The organism is Ralstonia mannitolilytica, from assembly GCF_000954135.1.
Taxonomy (GTDB): Bacteria; Pseudomonadota; Gammaproteobacteria; order Burkholderiales; family Burkholderiaceae; genus Ralstonia; species Ralstonia mannitolilytica.
In genome coordinates this window covers 1,011,968-1,028,733 of the sequence record NZ_CP010800.1, presented here as the reverse complement: position 1 = coordinate 1,028,733, position 16,766 = coordinate 1,011,968, and the positions used below count along the sequence as shown (strand labels likewise).

At 66.0% G+C, this 16,766-nt stretch carries 13 protein-coding genes and 1 pseudogene; 7 read left to right on the top strand and 7 right to left on the bottom strand.

Annotation, left to right across the window (positions count from 1 at the left end):
* Positions 1–27: 27 nt before the first annotated feature.
* Positions 28–1,572 (bottom strand): methyl-accepting chemotaxis protein, encoded by a 1,545-nt coding sequence (locus TK49_RS21250; protein ID WP_045219803.1) that lies wholly within the window; start codon positions 1,570–1,572, stop codon positions 28–30.
* A gap of 459 nt (positions 1,573–2,031) precedes the next feature.
* On the opposite strand from TK49_RS21250, the gene TK49_RS21245 reads away from it, so the two are divergent.
* Genes TK49_RS21245 through TK49_RS21235 form a run of 3 tightly spaced genes read left to right on the top strand, consistent with a single transcriptional unit; the run spans position 2,032 to position 5,020 of the window.
* Positions 2,032–2,592 (top strand): GbsR/MarR family transcriptional regulator, encoded by a 561-nt coding sequence (locus tag TK49_RS21245; RefSeq protein WP_045219801.1) that lies wholly within the window; start codon positions 2,032–2,034, stop codon positions 2,590–2,592.
* 26 nt (positions 2,593–2,618) lie between these two features.
* Positions 2,619–3,992, top strand: coding sequence for a cytochrome ubiquinol oxidase subunit I (locus TK49_RS21240; protein WP_045219799.1), 1,374 nt, complete (start codon positions 2,619–2,621; stop codon positions 3,990–3,992).
* Positions 3,989–5,020, top strand: a complete 1,032-nt coding sequence (locus tag TK49_RS21235; RefSeq protein WP_045219797.1) for a cytochrome d ubiquinol oxidase subunit II — start codon at positions 3,989–3,991, stop codon at positions 5,018–5,020. The genes TK49_RS21240 and TK49_RS21235 overlap by 4 nt, the downstream gene beginning before the upstream one ends.
* 191 nt (positions 5,021–5,211) lie before the next feature.
* Here TK49_RS21235 and TK49_RS21230 read toward each other — a convergent pair whose 3' ends face one another.
* Positions 5,212–6,333 (bottom strand): helix-turn-helix transcriptional regulator, encoded by a 1,122-nt coding sequence (locus TK49_RS21230; RefSeq protein ID WP_045219795.1) that lies wholly within the window; start codon positions 6,331–6,333, stop codon positions 5,212–5,214.
* A 286-nt stretch (positions 6,334–6,619) separates the two neighbouring features.
* The gene (locus TK49_RS21225) at positions 6,620–8,272 is read right to left on the bottom strand and encodes a hypothetical protein (protein ID WP_045219793.1); all 1,653 of its coding nucleotides are present in this window, start codon (positions 8,270–8,272) and stop codon (positions 6,620–6,622) included.
* Positions 8,273–8,484: 212 nt separating this feature from the next.
* On the opposite strand from TK49_RS21225, the gene TK49_RS21220 reads away from it, so the two are divergent.
* On the top strand, positions 8,485–8,916 hold the full coding sequence (locus TK49_RS21220; RefSeq protein WP_045220458.1) for a PGDYG domain-containing protein: 432 nt from the start codon (positions 8,485–8,487) through the stop codon (positions 8,914–8,916).
* Between the two features lie 9 nt (positions 8,917–8,925).
* Here TK49_RS21220 and TK49_RS21215 read toward each other — a convergent pair whose 3' ends face one another.
* Positions 8,926–9,840 carry a hypothetical protein gene (locus TK49_RS21215; protein ID WP_045219791.1) on the bottom strand — a complete coding sequence of 305 codons (915 nt, stop codon included), beginning with the start codon at positions 9,838–9,840 and terminating at the stop codon, positions 8,926–8,928.
* Positions 9,841–9,997: 157 nt separating this feature from the next.
* On the opposite strand from TK49_RS21215, the gene TK49_RS21210 reads away from it, so the two are divergent.
* Positions 9,998–10,903 (top strand): oxygenase MpaB family protein, encoded by a 906-nt coding sequence (locus tag TK49_RS21210; RefSeq protein ID WP_373994666.1) that lies wholly within the window; start codon positions 9,998–10,000, stop codon positions 10,901–10,903.
* Between the two features lie 63 nt (positions 10,904–10,966).
* Here the strand turns inward: TK49_RS21210 and TK49_RS21205 are convergent, their stop codons facing one another.
* Entirely contained in the window at positions 10,967–12,538 is a 1,572-nt protein-coding gene (locus TK49_RS21205; protein WP_045219789.1) for an MDR family MFS transporter, read from the bottom strand.
* A 90-nt stretch (positions 12,539–12,628) separates the two neighbouring features.
* Positions 12,629–13,573, bottom strand: coding sequence for a LysR family transcriptional regulator (locus TK49_RS21200; RefSeq protein ID WP_045219788.1), 945 nt, complete (start codon positions 13,571–13,573; stop codon positions 12,629–12,631).
* Between the two features lie 136 nt (positions 13,574–13,709).
* Here TK49_RS21200 and TK49_RS21195 point away from each other — a divergent pair, with 136 nt between their 5' ends.
* Together TK49_RS21195 and TK49_RS25115 are read left to right on the top strand one after the other, a co-directional pair.
* Entirely contained in the window at positions 13,710–14,324 is a 615-nt protein-coding gene (locus tag TK49_RS21195) for an FMN-dependent NADH-azoreductase (protein ID WP_045219785.1), read from the top strand.
* 690 nt (positions 14,325–15,014) lie between these two features.
* Positions 15,015–15,146, top strand: a complete 132-nt coding sequence (locus TK49_RS25115) for a hypothetical protein (protein ID WP_045219783.1) — start codon at positions 15,015–15,017, stop codon at positions 15,144–15,146.
* 19 nt (positions 15,147–15,165) lie between these two features.
* Here the strand turns inward: TK49_RS25115 and TK49_RS21180 are convergent.
* Positions 15,166–16,743 (bottom strand): annotated as a pseudogene (locus tag TK49_RS21180) (S10 family peptidase); the annotation flags it as partial.
* Positions 16,744–16,766 lie beyond the last annotated feature (23 nt).

The window sequence follows — 16,766 nt, the reverse complement described above, 5'->3', positions numbered from 1 at the left end:
TTTTGCAATTGCCGGCGCGGGCCGATTTCAGCGGAACACGTTCACCGCCTCCACCAGGCGCGTCGCTTGCACACGCAGGCTTTCGGCAGCGGCAGCACTCTGCCCCACGAGCGTCGCGTTTTCCTGCGTGACCTGGTCAAGGTGGCTGACCGCCTGGCTGACCTGCGTGATCCCTTCGGTCTGCTGCGCGGTAGCCAGGCTGATGTCGGCGATCATGGCCGAGACCCGCTTCACCTGCGCAACGATGTCCTCCATGGTCTTGCCCGCCTGGTCGACCAGCTGGGAGCCCGATTCCACCTTGTCGACGCTGGAGCCGATCAGTGCCTTGATCTCCTTGGCCGCGCCAGCACTGCGCTGCGCGAGCGCACGCACTTCGCCCGCCACCACCGCAAAACCGCGCCCCTGTTCACCCGCCCGGGCAGCCTCTACCGCGGCGTTGAGGGCCAGGATGTTGGTCTGGAACGCAATGCTGTCGATCACGCCGATGATGTCGGCGATCTGCCTGGCACTCTGCGAGATCGAACTCATCGTGGCCACCACCTCTTCCATTGCGCGGCCGCCGTTGAGCGCGGCCTGGGTGGCCGTGCCGGACAGCGTATTCGCCTGACCGGCCGTTTCGGCATTGCTCGCCACCGTGGCCGTCATCTGCGTCATCGAACTCGAGGTTTGCTCCAGGCTGGCGGCCGCCTGCTCGGTGCGCGTGTTGATATCGCCATTGCCTCTGGCGATCTCCTGGCTGGCCGCCTGCACGTTGACCACCTGCTCGGCCACGTCGTCAATCAGCCATCGGAACATCAGACCAAGCTGGCTGACGGAGCGCAGCGTCATGCCGATCTCGTCCACGCGGTCTGCGATGGCGACTTTCCGGCTTTCGCCCGATGCCACGCTCAGTGCCAGCGCCTGCAGCTTTTCGAGCGGCGTGGCGATCTGCACCTTCAGCGACCACGCAGCGACCAGCAGCGCCACCGCCAATGCCGCCGCGAAGCCGCCGAGGGCGACGCCAGACAGGCCGGACGCCCACGCGGCCCCCAGCAGTGCGGGCAGCAGCATCAGGAACGTCAGCCGGATGCGCCAGCGCACCGGCATCACCTGGAATACGGAGCGCCAGGCCATCAGGCCGGTGCGCACGATCAGTCCTTTGTGAAACTTGCGCGTGCCTGCCTGTCCGGTCCGAAAATCCTTGTAGAGGGTTTCGGCGGCGGCAATTTCATCGCGGGTCGGCTTGGTGCGCACGGACATGTAACCCGTCGTGCGGCCGTTGCGCACCACGGGTGTCGCGTTGGCACGCACCCAATAATGGTCGCCATTCTTGCGGCGATTCTTGACCAGCGCCGTCCATGGCTGGCCCGACTTCAACGTCGCCCACATGTCCGCAAACGCTTCTGGGGGCATATCGGGGTGCCGCACGATATTGTGCGGCTGGCCCTCGATTTCCTCGCGGGAAAATCCGCTCGCCTCCACAAAGGCAGCATTCGCGTAAGTGATGTAGCTCTGGGTGTCGGTCGTCGACATGAGCGTGGCGTTTTCCGGGAACTCGTATTCACGCTGGGTGACAGGTTCATTGACACGCATGGGGGGCTCCTCTGGCGATTTTGCTTAGCAACGAGGTTTTCGGCAGAAAACCCGATTTATTAAGGACGAGACAGCCCTTCGTACGCAGAGTGTGAGACGAAGTCCTCGATTAAACTGCCCGAGCAGATACTGCTCAACGAAAACGATTTTTGCCTGCCGCTCAGGGCGGCCCAGCGCGAAAATCCTTGGGTATCTCCGTTTTCCGCAGGGAGCGCCGTCGCGTCATATATCAACATGCAAAACCAATTAATCCCTTGTTTGCGTTATTTTTCCCGTGTCAAGGGGAGAATAGAAGGCGCCTCCTAATCTGCACGCGTTTGCTTGTGAGCAACATTCACATCGCCACTTGAACGCCCCGCGTTGCGCTTCGTGCCGCCCCGCGACAGCACGTCACATTGCACCGCCAGGCCGGGCAGCTAAACTTTCACAAATTCCTGAAATTTGAGAAAAATCAAAACGATGCAACTCTCCCCCTTGAAACAGCGCTTCGTCTTGCATTTTGGCGAGATGGGCAGCCGCTGGGGCATCAACCGCACGGTCGGGCAGATCTACGCCCTGCTCTACGCGGCGCGCGAGCCGATCAACGCGGACGAGATTGCCGAGGCATTGGGTTTCTCACGCTCCAACGTGAGCATCGGGCTGAAGGAACTCGAAGCGTGGAAGCTGGTGCGGCTGTCGCACAGGCCGGGCGACCGGCGCGAGTACTTCGCCGCCCCCGACGACATCTGGACCATCTTCCGCACGCTGGCCGAAGAACGCCGCAAGCGCGAGATCGACCCCACGCTCTCGCTGCTGCGCGACGTGATGCTCGAATCCCCCACCGACCCGGACGACCGCCACGCCCAGGCCCGTATGAAGGAGATGTATCAGCTCATCACCCTCATGACCAACTGGTTTGATGACGTGCAGAAGCTGGACGCCGGCTCCCTGCAGCAGCTCATGAAGATGGGCGCCAAGGTGCACAAGCTGCTGGAGATGAAGGACAGGCTTGCCGTTGTGGTTGGCGGCAAATCGAAGTAGCACGCCCCCAAAAAGAAAGAAGAACCATGTCATTTGATCCGGTTGTACTGGCGCGCATCCAGTTCGGCGCCAACATCACGTTCCACATCCTCTTTCCCACCATCAGCGTCGCGCTCGCATGGGTGCTGCTGTTCTTCAAGCTGCGCTATCGCAAGACGGGGGATGAAGCCTGGATGGCCGCGTACCGCCTGTGGGTGAAGGTCTTTGCGCTCACGTTCGCGCTGGGCGTGGTGTCCGGCGTGACGATGAGCTTTCAGTTCGGCACCAACTGGCCGGGCTATATGAACACCGTGGGCAATATCGCCGGGCCGCTGCTGGCCTATGAAGTGCTGACGGCATTCTTTCTGGAGGCAAGCTTCCTCGGCATCATGCTGTTCGGCACAAGGCGCGTGAGCCAGCGAATCCATACGTTTGCGACGTTCCTGGTCGCGCTAGGTACGACCATCTCGGTGTTCTGGATCATCGCGCTCAACTCGTGGATGCAGACGCCGGCCGGTTACGTGATGATCGATGGCCGCGCGCATCCGGAAAGCTGGCTGGCGATCATCTTCAACCCGTCGTTCCCGTATCGGTTCACCCACATGCTGCTGGCCTCGGGGCTGACGGTCGCGTTCCTGCTGGCGGGGTTGTCCGCTTACCGCTGGCTGCGCAACGATCGGGGTGCCGACGTGCGCGCCACGCTGAAGACGGGCGTGATGATGGCGGCTGTGCTGATCCCGTTGCAGATTGCCGCCGGCGATGCGCACGGCCTGAACGTGCTCGAGCATCAACCCGCCAAGCTCGCCGCGATGGAGGGCATCTGGCAAACCGAGCGCGGCGTGCCCGCCGTGCTGTTCGGCGTGCCGGACCCGGCCACACGCAGCAACCGCTTCGAGATCGCGGTGCCCAAGCTGGCGTCGCTGTACCTGACGCACTCGTTCGATGGCGAGGTGAAGGGGCTCGATCAGTTCGACCAGCATCCGCCCGTGCTGCCGGTGTTCTTCGCCTTCCGCCTCATGGTGGGCGTGGGCTTGCTGATGCTGGCGGTATCGTGGGTGAGCGCCTGGCGCCTGCGCGGCAACGCAGCGCTGCCGCAATGGCTCGCCCGCACGCTCGTGGCCATGACGTTCTCCGGCTGGGTGGCCGTGGTCGCTGGCTGGTACGTCACGGAAATCGGCCGCCAGCCGTGGCTCGTCTACGGCGTGCTGACCACCGCGCAGGCCGCGTCGGCCGTGCCCGCACGCATGATCGGCAGCACGCTCGCCATGTATCTCGCGCTGTACGCATTCCTGATCGCCTCGTACGTCGGCGTCGTGTTCTATCTGGCCCGCAAGGCGAGTGGCACCATCGACCCGACCGATGCCGACATCCCGGGCCAGCGCACGCCTAATCTCTCCCCTTCCCTCGCGAGCCGCGCATGAGCACGATTCCCGACCTCACTCAACCCGCCGGCTGGCTGCCGGTGGTCTTCATGGCCCTGATGGGAATTGCCGTGCTGGCCTACGTCGTTCTTGACGGCTACGACCTGGGCGTCGGCATCCTGCTGCGCCGCGCCGACGATGCAGACAAGGACACCATGATCGCCTCCATCGGCCCCTTCTGGGACGCCAACGAAACCTGGCTCGTGCTCGGCATCGGCCTGCTGCTGGTGGCATTTCCGGCAGCGCACGGCGAAATCCTCGGCGCGCTCTATCTGCCCGTCGCCCTGATGCTGTTCGGGCTGATCCTGCGCGGCGTGGCGTTCGACTTTCGCGTCAAGGCACGCGCGCACCACAAGCCGTGGTGGAACCGCGCGTTCTATGCCGGGTCCGTCATCGCCACCGCCTCACAGGGCCTGATGCTGGGCCTGTATATCACGGGCTTTCGGTACGACGCTGCCAACGTCGTCTTTGCGATCTGCACGGCGGCAGGGTTGATCGCGGGGTACCTGCTGCTGGGCGCGACGTGGCTGATCATGAAAACCGAAGGTGCGCTGCAGCTGCGCGCGGTGCAATGGGCGCGCGGCACCTTGTGGTTCACGGCGCTGGGCGTGGCAGCGGTATCGGCGGCGACGCCGTGGGTCAGCACACGTGTGTTCGACAAGTGGTTCGCATTGCCCAACATGATCCTGCTGACGCCCGTACCGCTGGTTACCGTCGCGCTGTTCGGCCTGATCGACTGGGTGCTGCGCCGACTGCCGCAGCAGATTGCCAAGGGCGATGAGCACCTCGCATGGGCGCCTTTCGTCGGCACCGCCGCGATCTTCCTGCTGGCCTTCAACGGCCTGGCCTACAGCTTGTTCCCATACCTGGTGGTGGACCGGCTCGACATCTGGCAAGCCGCCAGCGCGCCAGAGTCGCTCGAGTTCATGCTGGTGGGTGTGGCAATCGTGCTGCCGACCATCGTGGCGTACACGATCTACTCGTACAAAGTGTTCCACGGCAAGGCGACGGAGCTGCGGTATGACTGAGATGGATGGCGCGGCCGGCTGCGCGTTGCGCGACGATGCGGCGCTCCGGGCTTGTCGCATGCATCGTCGTCGTCAATACGCGGACGCAACCGGCCGCATCGTCAGTGACGAACGCGGCTTCTTCGCCCGGTCTTCGCAGCCTGCGATGACCACGCACGTCGCCCAAGCGGCAGGCCGAAGGCGGCACCTCGCTATTGCGCCACCGGCTTGTTCTGCGACAACACCCACAGCATCGCCCCTACTGCTTCGGCCTGCGAGCGCGAGGCGGTTTTCTCGTAGATCGAGCGCAACTGCGTGCGCACCGTCGACACGGCAACGCCGGCACTGGCAGCGTACTCGTCAGGGGAGCGCCCCACGATCAATGCCTCCGCGACGGCAGCCTCAGCCGCCGACAAGCCAAACGCCTGCCGTAGCTGCGCCGCCGTGACAGGACTGGCGGCACCGCGGCGGCGCACGGTGACCATCATGGCAGCGTCGCCGAACGCGGCATGCGCGGCATGGGCGGGCAAGAGCGAAATGCCGAGAAAGAGCTCATGCGCTGCACCCAGCGAGGGGCGCACCGCAACACTCTCGCCTTTGCGGGATTTCGCCACGCGCGACAGCGCGCGCTGCAAGCCATCGTCGTCTGCGGCAAACGCGGCCCGCAGGCGGCCGTGCTCGAGCCCCAAGCAAGTCGACGCGCGCAGGAGCGCCTCGGCCTGGGCGTTGGCGAACAGCACACGCTGGTCACGCCCGAGTGCGAATACCGCCAAGCCGAGCTGCTCCATCAATTCCGCACCGAGCGCCGCGTCGCGATGGAGCACGCGCGTGTCCTGCCAGAGGTTGATCGTGCGCTGCAGATGGCCGGTCATGCTGGCCGCATTGGCCCGATCGGTGTCGGAGAACGGCGTGCGCCCCTTTGCCCGCAGCATGCCGAGCAGGATGTCGCTGCCGCCCGGACGCGCCAGACGCACACCCATCAGGTAACGGAATCCCGACGGTATCTGGAAGTCCTGATAGAACTCGCTGCGCTCTACATAGGCCTCGGACACAAAGTCCTGGCAGAAGGCGAACTCACCGAGCCTGGCGCGCTCGACATGCTCGCGGCGCGGGTCGAGCGCACCGTAGTACTGGTCGTAGCGGGCGATCACCTCGTCCCACCCGCGGTCGGGCGAATAGGTGGACAGATGCGGCGCATTGCGCGCGGCATCCCAGCTGAACATGTGGAAGACGTTGGCGCCCAGCGCCTCGGTCACCTCATGGAACACCTCCAGGAAACCGTCGCGTGTGACCGCAGCTTCGTACAGATCACCAATCAGCTGGTCCTTGAGCAAGCTCCCTCCCCCGAAGGATGGTCACCGAGACCACGATGCACGCTGCGCTGCGCCCAGCGGGCGGACGCGCATGCTGTTTGCGCAAAGCTAGCACGCTCGCCCGAAGACCGGCATCACTCTTTTTGGGGGGCATTCAAACGAACGATGCGGTCGGCACTGTGCCGACGCGAAGCGCCACGACCGTCGCGCTTCTTGCTGCGCCCATGCGCCACCGCAGAATGCATCGGCACCGGCCATGAAGGACCGGTGCCGACAGCATCGGAGGCGGGGCAGCGCGCGCTCGCTGTTACTGCGCGGCCGGCTTGTTCACCGAGACATTGACCTGATACGTGCTCGGTGTGACAAACGGCGAGCCGTTCCATGCCAGCGTCAGTCCGCCCAACGGCAGTTGCCAGACCTCGCGGCACGTGGTCGCGGCTCCGGAGGTGTTGGTACAGGCATTCTGAGCGCGGTGGCGCAGACCATTGAAAGGATCGTTGTAGGCGATCTGGTCGGTGTGGTTGTCCGCAAAGGTGCGAGTGACGGTGGAGCCGTTCACAGCCGTGATGGTGTGGCTGTCTTCCGAGACGGCACTGAGTCCGGCGCCCGATACCGTGCTTTGCCAGAAGCTGCTCACGGTGTTGAGTGCCGGCACAGCGAGCGTCGTCTGCGGAGCGAAGATGCCCACGCCTCCGCCCTGGCCCGGCAGCATCGTGGCGATCCACACGATATTGCCTTGCGCATTCTGGAAGCCATAGGCGTGGAAATCCACGCCGATCGCCGGATCGCCATCGTCCACCCAGTCGGCGCCACCGTCTGCCGTGGCGACGAGGTGACCATAAGGCGATTTGGTATCCACCTCGCATGCGGAGCCCACCGAGCAGTCCGTGGCAGCCGTGGTCACGCCCTTCGCATAGTTGTGCGTACCGTAGGCGCCCCGGGCAGGGCCGCTCAGGGCAGCGTAGTTATAGAGGCCGTTGATCGCGCTCGGATCGAGTGTCTGCTTGGGCATCGAAATGGACAGCGTGCCCCCGGCGCCCGTGCCGTTCGTCCACACTGCCAAGCCGGATCGGGCGACCAGCACGCGCGTCGATCCCGTATCGTTGAGCACGAAATCGCAGGCCGTCGAGCCGGCGGTGAGTTGATAGCTCGCCCCGCCCATCGCGACGGTCAGCTTGGTGGCGTCGATGCTGACGACTTGTGCAGAGCCATCGGAGAACTTGATCAACCGATGGTCCCCGCTCTTGAGCGCCGGACACGTCGGATTGGCCGGCGCCAGCACCGTGCCCACGGTGGAACCTGCGGCGTCGGCGGAAGTGCCGCTGGTGCTGGCAACCGCCGTGCTGAGATCCACGAGGGTGACACCGGCCTTGGCCAGCGTCGACTGCAGTTGGTCGAGCACCCCGTCGTAGCCCTGGCCGCTGCCGGCGCTGATCGTGCCGCCCAGGAAGTCGCCGACGCTCGACGCATCGAAACCCGAGTTCTGCAACACCTTGACGAGCGCCGACTGTGCCGCGGTGACGTCGCTGGCGCTCACCACCGTGGTCGGTGTGAATCCCGCTACGTACTTTGCGGGATCCTGGCCGGCCAGCTGGGCGAGCAGCAGCTCAGTCAGGGGCGTGACGTTCGCCGTCGCACCGCCGGTGACGGATCCCGAGCCCGCGATGAGCGAGTGCAGCACCGTCTTGCCGTCGCCGCTGGTGGCGGTCAGCACGCATGGCAAGGTCGCCCCGCTCACCGGCGCCGAATAGCTGCCATCCGCACGCGTCGTGGCGGTGCCCGACCCGGATGAACAGACGACGTTCACCGTTGCACCCGACAAGGCGGCGCCGGTGGCCGCCACGCCCGTGATGGTCTGCGACTGCGGCGCTGGGTTCTGCGCCGGCGCAGAGTCCCCCCCGCCGCCACAGGCTGACAAGACGAGCACCGCAGTACTCAGTGCGACCGGTGTGAGCTTCATGGTTCCCTCCCTGGAGTCGTTCCGTTGTGTTGTGGAATCGATTCTCCGGAAGCCCACCCTCGCATTCATCCTTCAAATGGAGGAAGACGAGGACCACTGAACCGTGGCGTTCGAACTCGGCGCAGCGGCCATCCGACCACGCCGTAGCCGCTCATTTGCGCTACGCTTACGGCCTTCGCACGCCCGCGCCCATCGCTTTTTCCTGCCGCTTCATGCCTACCCTGCAACACGTCGACCTGCGCACGGACCCCGCCGCCCGCGCCTTCATCAAGGACGAGACCGTCCACGTCGACTTTGCCACCGAACCCGGCGAGCTGATGAGCCTCGAAGGCCCCAACCGCTACGCCGCCGGCGATGCACTGATCACGGGCTCGACGGGAGACCGCTGGGTCGTCTCTCGCGCGCGCTTCGACGCGAAATACGTCTGCACCGATGCAGCCGCGGTGCACGGCCAGCCGGGCGCCTACCGCAACCGCCCGAGCGTGGTGCTCGCCAAGCAGATGCACGGGCCGTTCTCGATGGCCCGCTCCGAAGCCGGCGACGTCCTGCACGGCCAGGCCGGCGACTGGATCCTGCAATACGCCCCCGGCGATTACGGCGTCGTGCAGGCGCAGCGCTTCGCCAAGGTGTATCGGCCAGCCTGATCGGCCGCGCTATTGCGCCGTCCGCTGGCGCTCCACCTCGCTGCGCTTCATCCGCAGGTATGCCTGCTGGTCGATCTCGTGCAACTGGCGGGGGTATTGTTCCGTCGCGTTGAACCACGTCGTCAGGCGTTGCTGCAGGCGCTGCTCGGGCGGTGCCGCCAGCGCCTTCAGGTAGGCATCGATCGCTAGGTAGTAGCGCATCGTGTTGCGCTCGAGCAAGCCGCGCACACCGCCCACGTACTGCGGCTCGGCGGCGGACGATTCCGCCGTCTTCGTGAAGCCCACCTTGTCGCTGCCGACGGTTCCCAGGTAGGTTCGCATCGCCAGCCGGCCGGCCGTGCCGTAGCCATACGAATAGGTCAGATGCAGGAAGGTGCGATTGCCCCCGGCCGGCGAGGGAATGGCCTCCAGCATGATGTGGTAGTCCCGCGTGCTGAAGGGCCCCGAAGCGGCGTTGAGTTCGACACGGAAATACGCCGCACTGTTGGCCAGTGGGCGGTAGCTGAACGCCAACCGGTAGCTGCTTGACAGGCTCTGCTCCACCTTGCGCCCCAGGTTCACGTCGAGCACGTTGCCGTTGGGCCCGGGCATCGCATGGCAATACTTGATGTTCAGATGCAGGATCAGCACGTCGCACCAGTTGGCCGGGCCCTGCGCCGGATCGCCGAGGGTGCCGCTGACGGTTGCAAACGGGTAATCGACCACGCTGTAGATGTCGCCCTTGAGCCTGTCGGATGTCTCGGTCGATTCGAGCACTAGGGGGCGGCGGAACGCGTTGTCGGCCAGCTGGCTCGCAACACTCTCATATTTGTCGCGCAGGCTTTGTGCGTTGTCGGCGGCACGCGCGGCGGGGCTCAGGCTCAGGACGGCAAGCAGCACGATGCGGCCGAGCCAGGCCGCATGTTGACGGGGCGTCATATCCATGGCGTTCTCGTAGGTCGTTCTTCATTCTAGGCAGCACGCACACGTGTCCCGCAACAAACGGTCCAGCCGCGCCGCCGCCATGCGGCGTTCCGCCATCCGCGCCAGGCGTGCGGCCCGGTAAAATTGCAGGCATCCTCCCGCCTCGCCCTTCGGCACCATGCCCCCGCTGCCCTCTCCGTTCACGGCGCTTCGCGAACGCATCGCCAACCAGGTCCGCGGCCTGACCCGTGCCACGGGCGGCCTGTCGCTCGACATCGGCTCCCCGCCGGGCGATCCGGGGCTGTTCGGGCCGGATGCGGTCTGCTGGCAGGTCCACGCCGATTTTCCGGCCATGATGGCGGGCGGCATCAGTGCGCTGCTGCTGCAGGCCTTGCATCCGCGCGCCCTCGCCGGCGTGTGGGATCACTCCAACTTTCGTGAAGACCTGCAAGGCCGCCTCGGCCGCACCGCGCAGTTCGTGGCAGGCACCACCTACGGCAGCCGCCACGACGCGCTGGCGCTCATTGCGCGCGTCAAAGACATCCATCAACGCGTACAGGGCATCGCGCCGGATGGCCGGCCCTACTCCGCCAATGATCCCGACCTGCTCACGTGGGTCCATGTGGCCGAAATGTCGAGCTTCCTGGCCGGCTATCTGCGTTACGTCGACAGCCAGCTGAGCCCCGCGCGGCAGGATCGGTATTTTGAGGAAACCGCGCTGGTGGCTGAGCTGCTCGGCGCGCGCGATGTGCCGAAATCGCGCGCGGCCGTCCATGCCTACCTGAACGCGATGCGCGCCGAGCTCGTGGCCAGCGACCGCACGCGAACGGTGGTGGAAGTCCTGATGACGTGGCAGGCGCCACGCCCGGGGCTGCGGCCCGCCGTGCGGCTGTTTCTGGACGCCGGCATCCAGCTGCTGCCGCCGTGGGCCATGCAGATGCTCGACCTGAAGCGGCCGCCTCTGCAGGCGGCGCTTGCAGCGGCGGCCATGCGGACTGTCGCGCCGACGCTGCGCTGGGCCTTGTCAGAAGGCAGTGTCGCGCGGCGTGCACGGCTGCGTGCGCTCGCGCCGGCTACGACCTGACCGCGCGCACGCCCCGCTGACAACGCTAGCGAAGCGCCACCCCGCCGCTTTCATCGGCCGCGCCTACTCGATCGCTTCGGCCACCGACACCTTGCCGCGCAAGGCCTTTTCCTTGAGCCGCCCGACCAGCAAAGGCGAGATCACCGAGACGGCCGCCGCAAAAAAGAACAGGTGCCGGAACGCGCTTTCGCCGGCGCGCTGCAGCGCCTGCGCATCGGCGCCGGTGCTGGCCAGCGCGGCGTGGAACAGGTCCATGAGCACATCGCCGCCGGCGCCCACCTCGGCCTGCGGCGCGGCCTGGCGGAGCAGCGCGATCAGCACCGACGTCAGCACCGCCACCCCGACCGCACCGCCGAGCAGGCGCGAGAACGCGGTCAGCGCCGTCGCCAGCCCCACCGTCTGCGGCGGCACGGCGTTCTGCGTGGCCACCAGGCCGGTCGGGAACTGCACGCCGATGGCCAGGCCCAGCACGATCATCGCCAGGGTCAGTGCCGCCACGTTGTGCGGGTCCAGCAGGCCCAGGGCGGCGAGGGCAAACGGCACCACGCATGCGCCGCCCAGCATGAGCGGCTTGTAGCGGCCGCTGTGCGTCATCCACTTGCCGGCCACGAAGGCGCCGAATGGGATCGACAGCGTCAGCGGCACGAGGCGCAGCGCCGCGGCATCGGGGCTGGCGCCCGCCACCATCTGGAAGCGCAGCGGCATCAGCACCGACGTGGCGATCAGCTGGAAGAAGCACAGAAACAGCGCGAGACAGCAGATCGTGACCGTACGCACGCGGAACATCGACAGCGGAATGATGGGCTCCGCCGCGCGGTTTTCCTGCCAGACGAAGGCGCCCAGCAACACCACCGCCCCCGCCAGCAGGCCGAGATTGTCCGGCTGCGCCAGCGGCACGCCCTGACCCACACGCGTGATCATCAGCAGCAGCGCGGTCAGGCCGAGCGCAAACAGCACCACACCCGGCACGTCGATGGGGCGGCGCTGGTGCGCGACCGGCAGGTGGCGCAGCGTGCGGCGCACGACGAACAGCGCGACGATGCCCAGCGGCAGGTTGATCCAGAAGATCCAGCGCCACGAGAGGTAATGCGTGAGGTAGCCGCCGATCACGGGGCCCGCGAGGCTCGCCATGGCCCACATGCCGCTCACGTAGCCCTGGTACCGGCCGCGCTCGCGCAGTGGCACCACGTCGGCGATCGTCGCCTGCGCCACCGAGATCAATCCGCCGCCGCCCAGCCCTTGCAGCACGCGCGCCAGCAACAGCATCGGCATGCTGCTGGCCATCGCGCACGCCACCGACGCCAGCACGAACAGGACGATGGCGGTGGTCAGCATGGCCCGGCGGCCGTACAGGTCGCTCAACTTGCCGTAGATGGGCGTGACCACGGTCGACGCGACCAGGTACGCCGAAACAACCCACGCCATCAGCGCAAAGCCGTTGAATTCGCCAGCGATGACGGGCAGCGCCACGGCCACGATCGTCTGCTCCAGCGCGCCCAGCAGAATGGCCAGCATGAGGCCACCCATAACGGCCATCACCGGGATCTCGGGCGCCGGCCGCGCGCCAAGCGGGTCACTCAGCGATGCGACGGCGGTGTCTGGCTGGGGCGGTTCGATGCTGGGGCGCGAGGACATGGGAGCGTGCGCGAACGCCGTCACAGACGTCCACACAAATGGCTGGAGCGAAACCGCCGATGATACTGCTGATCGGTAATCGTTGCAGGGTCAACGATTTGGCTGGCGGGCGATGTCTTCATAGCAGCGGCTGACCCGCGCCGTCACATCGGGCAGCTCTTCAGCCAGGAATTCGATAAAGGCGCGCACAGCCGGCACCAGGCCCCGGCGTGACGGGAACACTGCATGAAACTGGTGCGCCGGCAGCCGGTAGTTGGGCAGCAGCACCACCAGCCGCCCGTCGCGGATCGCGTCTGCGCACAGATTGAAGGGCAGCTGCGCGATGCCCACGCCCTCCAGGGCGGTCTGCCCCATGAGGTAGAGGTCATCCGTCACCAGCGCAGGGGTGAACTCGATGTCGACGGAGCCGCCCTCGGGTGTGGTCAGGCGCCAGCGTGCGCGCTCGCCGGGGCGGCCAAAGCCAACGCCTGCAGCGCCGCGCATCGATTCCGGCGTGTCGAACGGCCCATGCTCGGCCACGAAGGCCGGACTGGCCACCAACACCTGGTCGCTCACCCCGAAACTGCGCACGACCAGATTGGAATCCTCCAGCGTCGAGCGCACGCGCAACGCCACGTCATAGCCCTCGCCGATCACGTCGACGCGGCGGTTGGTGACGTCGAGTTCCAGGCGTACGTCGGGCTGCGCGCGCAGGAACTTGGACAGCACCGGCGCGATGAAGACGTGCGCCACGCCCACCGGGCAGCTCACGCGCAGCCGGCCAGACGGCTTTTCGCCCGCGTGCTCGGCCACCTCGAAGGCGGCGCGCGCCGCCTGAGTCATCGCCTCGCAATGCTGGTAGAACGCCGAGCCGACGTCGGTCACGTGGACCGCCCGCGTGGAGCGCTGCAGCAGCCGCACGCCGAGGCGCGTCTCCAGATCGGCCACCCGCCGGCTCACGCGCGATTTGGGGATGCCAAGCGCGCGCGCCGCGCCGGAAAAGCTGCCATGCGTGACTACGCTGGCAAACAGGACAAGGTCGTTCAGGTCTTCCATGGCGGCTCCGGGGCGCATCGCGGTAATCCGCGCATTGTCCCACTGATGGAACGATGTGTGTCGATTCGCACCACTAGTGGGACTCGCCGCACCGCACTATCTTTGCGTCAACCCACCTTTTTCTTGGAGAGACGCCATGCAAGTCCTTCACATCGATTCCAGCATCCTCGGCGACGCCTCGGCCTCGCGCATCCTGACCGCCGCCATCGTCGACGAACTGCGCCGCGTCAACCCCGATGCCACCGTGACCCACCGCGACCTGGCCGTCGAAGCGATTCCGCACCTGGACGGCGCCATCGCCGCGGGCTTCCGCGCCACGGGTGCCAATGATTTCGACGAAGCCACCCGCGCCGAGCACGCCCGCTCCGAAGCGCTGGTCAATGAACTGCTGGCCAGCGACGTGATCGTGGTCGGCGCGCCGATGTACAACTTCTCGGTGCCGAGCCAACTCAAGGCATGGATCGACCGCGTGGCGCAAGCCGGCCGCACGTTCAAGTACACCGAGAATGGCCCGGTCGGCCTGGCGGGCGGCAAGAGGGTGATCGTCGCCTCGACGCGCGGCGGCATGTACTCCGCTGGCCCCGCAGCGGCCATGGACTTTCAGGAGGCGTACCTGAAGACCGTGTTCGGCTTCTTGGGCATCACCGATGTGCAGTTCGTGCGCGCCGAGCGGCTGGGGATGGGCGCCGATGCGCGTACGCAAGCGATGGAAGCCGCCCATGCAGCCCTGCGCGACGTCGTCGCCGCCTGATTCGCTCCACGCAATACCAGACGGGCGCCTGCAGCCATGCAGCGCCCGTTTTTTATGGGCGCACGGAAACGGCGGACACCGGAACGATCGGCCGGCGGGCCGGTCTGCGCATCACTCGTCGCGATGCTCGCGGGCCTGGTGCATGGCCTCGAGCAGACGGCGCGTACGCAGCTTGCGCCACATGACCGGCAGACAATCGCGGTGGCGACCAGGCACGGCGCAACCCAGGCAATGGTGGATTCCAGAAAAGTCGTCATGATGCGTTCCCCCCGACACATGTTGCCAATGCGCGATAAGGGTGGCGCGCATCGTGTAGTCCCCGCAGGGCTTTGCCTCCATTGCTGAAAGCGCCCTGACATCTATATGGACGGCTATCGGCGCGGGGCGGAAAACCTGAATGCCCAACGTTTGCCGTTTGCTCTATTTCCGACCTATCCCGACGATCTGTCAATAGCGTGCCGATAAGTTTGTAGAACATTGTGGCGCTGCGCTGACACACGCACCGGCGCCGCACAATCGCTGCGCAAAGGTAACGGCGGATTACGTCGGCACCGGGCCCACGCGTGGCGCACACGCGGCGGGCCGGCAAATCGGTAGGCGGGCGCCGCAGTTTTGCTTACAAACGGTAAAGCGCGGTTGCGAGGCGTTTCCATACAGTCGAGGCAGGTCAAGACAACCACGGAGCTCATCATGAAACGCACCATCGCCCTGCTCATGCTTGCCGCCGCCGCTGCTTCCGCGCTGAGCGCGTGTGTGGTGGTGCCGGCAGGCGGCTATTACTACGACCGCCCGCACTACCGCCCGTATTACCGCGGTTACTGAGCGGCAGCCCGCCCGCCGCTCAGGCTTTGCGCATCTGCAGCATGCGGATGCGCGCCATGGCCTGGTGATCCGCCGTGGCGGTGTCGTACAGACGCGCGAGATCCGCCTTCAAGGCCGTGCGGGAGCCGCCATCCAGGTACACCATATGCCCCGACGGGTAGAACCCCGCCGACAGGTTCTTGCGTACGTCGGCATCCAGTAGCGGCATGGCCTTCAGGTCGAGCATGGTCTGGTAGAACGGCGTCACGAAATCGTAGTAGCCGTTGGCGGAGAACACCTTCAGGTCGACGTTCAGGCTCATCGTCGCCGCCAGGTCGCCGGCGGTATAGAGCGCGACGTTGCCGTTGGCATCGAGCCCCTTCTGTGCCCCGGTCGGGTCGATGTGCCCGAAATCCCAGTGCCGGAACGCCTGGTCATTCAGATCCGTGAAGGCGGAGTTCGAAGTGAACTTCAGGTCTTGGTTCAGGTAGGTGTTCCACATGGTGGTGTAGACGCCCGATACCGCCGTCATGGTCGGGTCGTTGCCACCGGAGTTCGGATCGACACTCGCGGCGATGCCGGTGTGGATGCCCGTCACACGGCCGTCGTAGGCGCCCACGGACAGGCCCTTGTCTGCCAGCAGCGTCGTCAGGAACAGCGACGTGCCGGCGCCGTCGTACGCAGCCACGTCCAGGCGCCAGCCCTGCAGCGTCGCCGCATCGATGCCGGTGTAGGCGGCGAGCGTCTTCACCACGGCCGGATCAGCATGCGCGGGCTTGGCGAGCGCCTTTTCGTAATCGGTGCTGGCAAACACGGCGGCCGCTTCGGCAAAGTCGCCGACGTCGGCCGGCAGCGCCCCACCGCTGGGGGATTTTGCGCGCTTGTGGAACCACGCGTCGGCTGCGCACGTGGGCAGGAGCCCGACCGGGTTCCCCGCCTGCGTGTAATCCAGAATCGACGACTGCAGCGTGATGCCGTTCAGGTCGATGCCATCTTCGTGCAGCACGTACGACAGCACGCACGAACGTGCCGTGCCATACGATTCGCCGAACAGGAACTTGGGCGAATTCCACCGCCCGTTGGCCGTCAGCCAGCGCTTGATGAACTGCGCGATGCTGCGCGCGTCCTGGTCCACGCCCCAGAAATCGACATTGCGCTTGGGCGCGATGGCCGTGGAATACCCCGTGCCTACCGGATTGATGAACACCAGGTCAGACCGGTCGAGCAGGCTGTCGGGGTTGTCTTCCATGCGGTACGGCGCAGGGGGCGTAAACGACGGCATCGACGTCACGATGCGCCGTGGCGCAAACGACCCCAGCAGCACGAACACTGCCGACGAGCCCGGCCCGCCGTTATAGAAGAACGTCACGGGCCGCGTGTCCTTGCTCCCCGGCGACGCGGCCGGCGTATCGGCCAGGAACGCCACATGGAACATCTTCGCCACGGGCTGCGAGCTGCTCGGGTCCACGATGACGAGATGGCCGGCATGCGCGGTGTAAGGGATGTTGCGTCCGCCGATGCGCACGGTGTGGTGCGTGACCGCCATGCCCTCGCTGGTGTCGGTCACGCTGTCGTCGGGGCCGTTGCCATAGGCGGTCGGGTCGAAGAAAGGCTGATCTTTGGTCGTCATGTTCGCCTCTG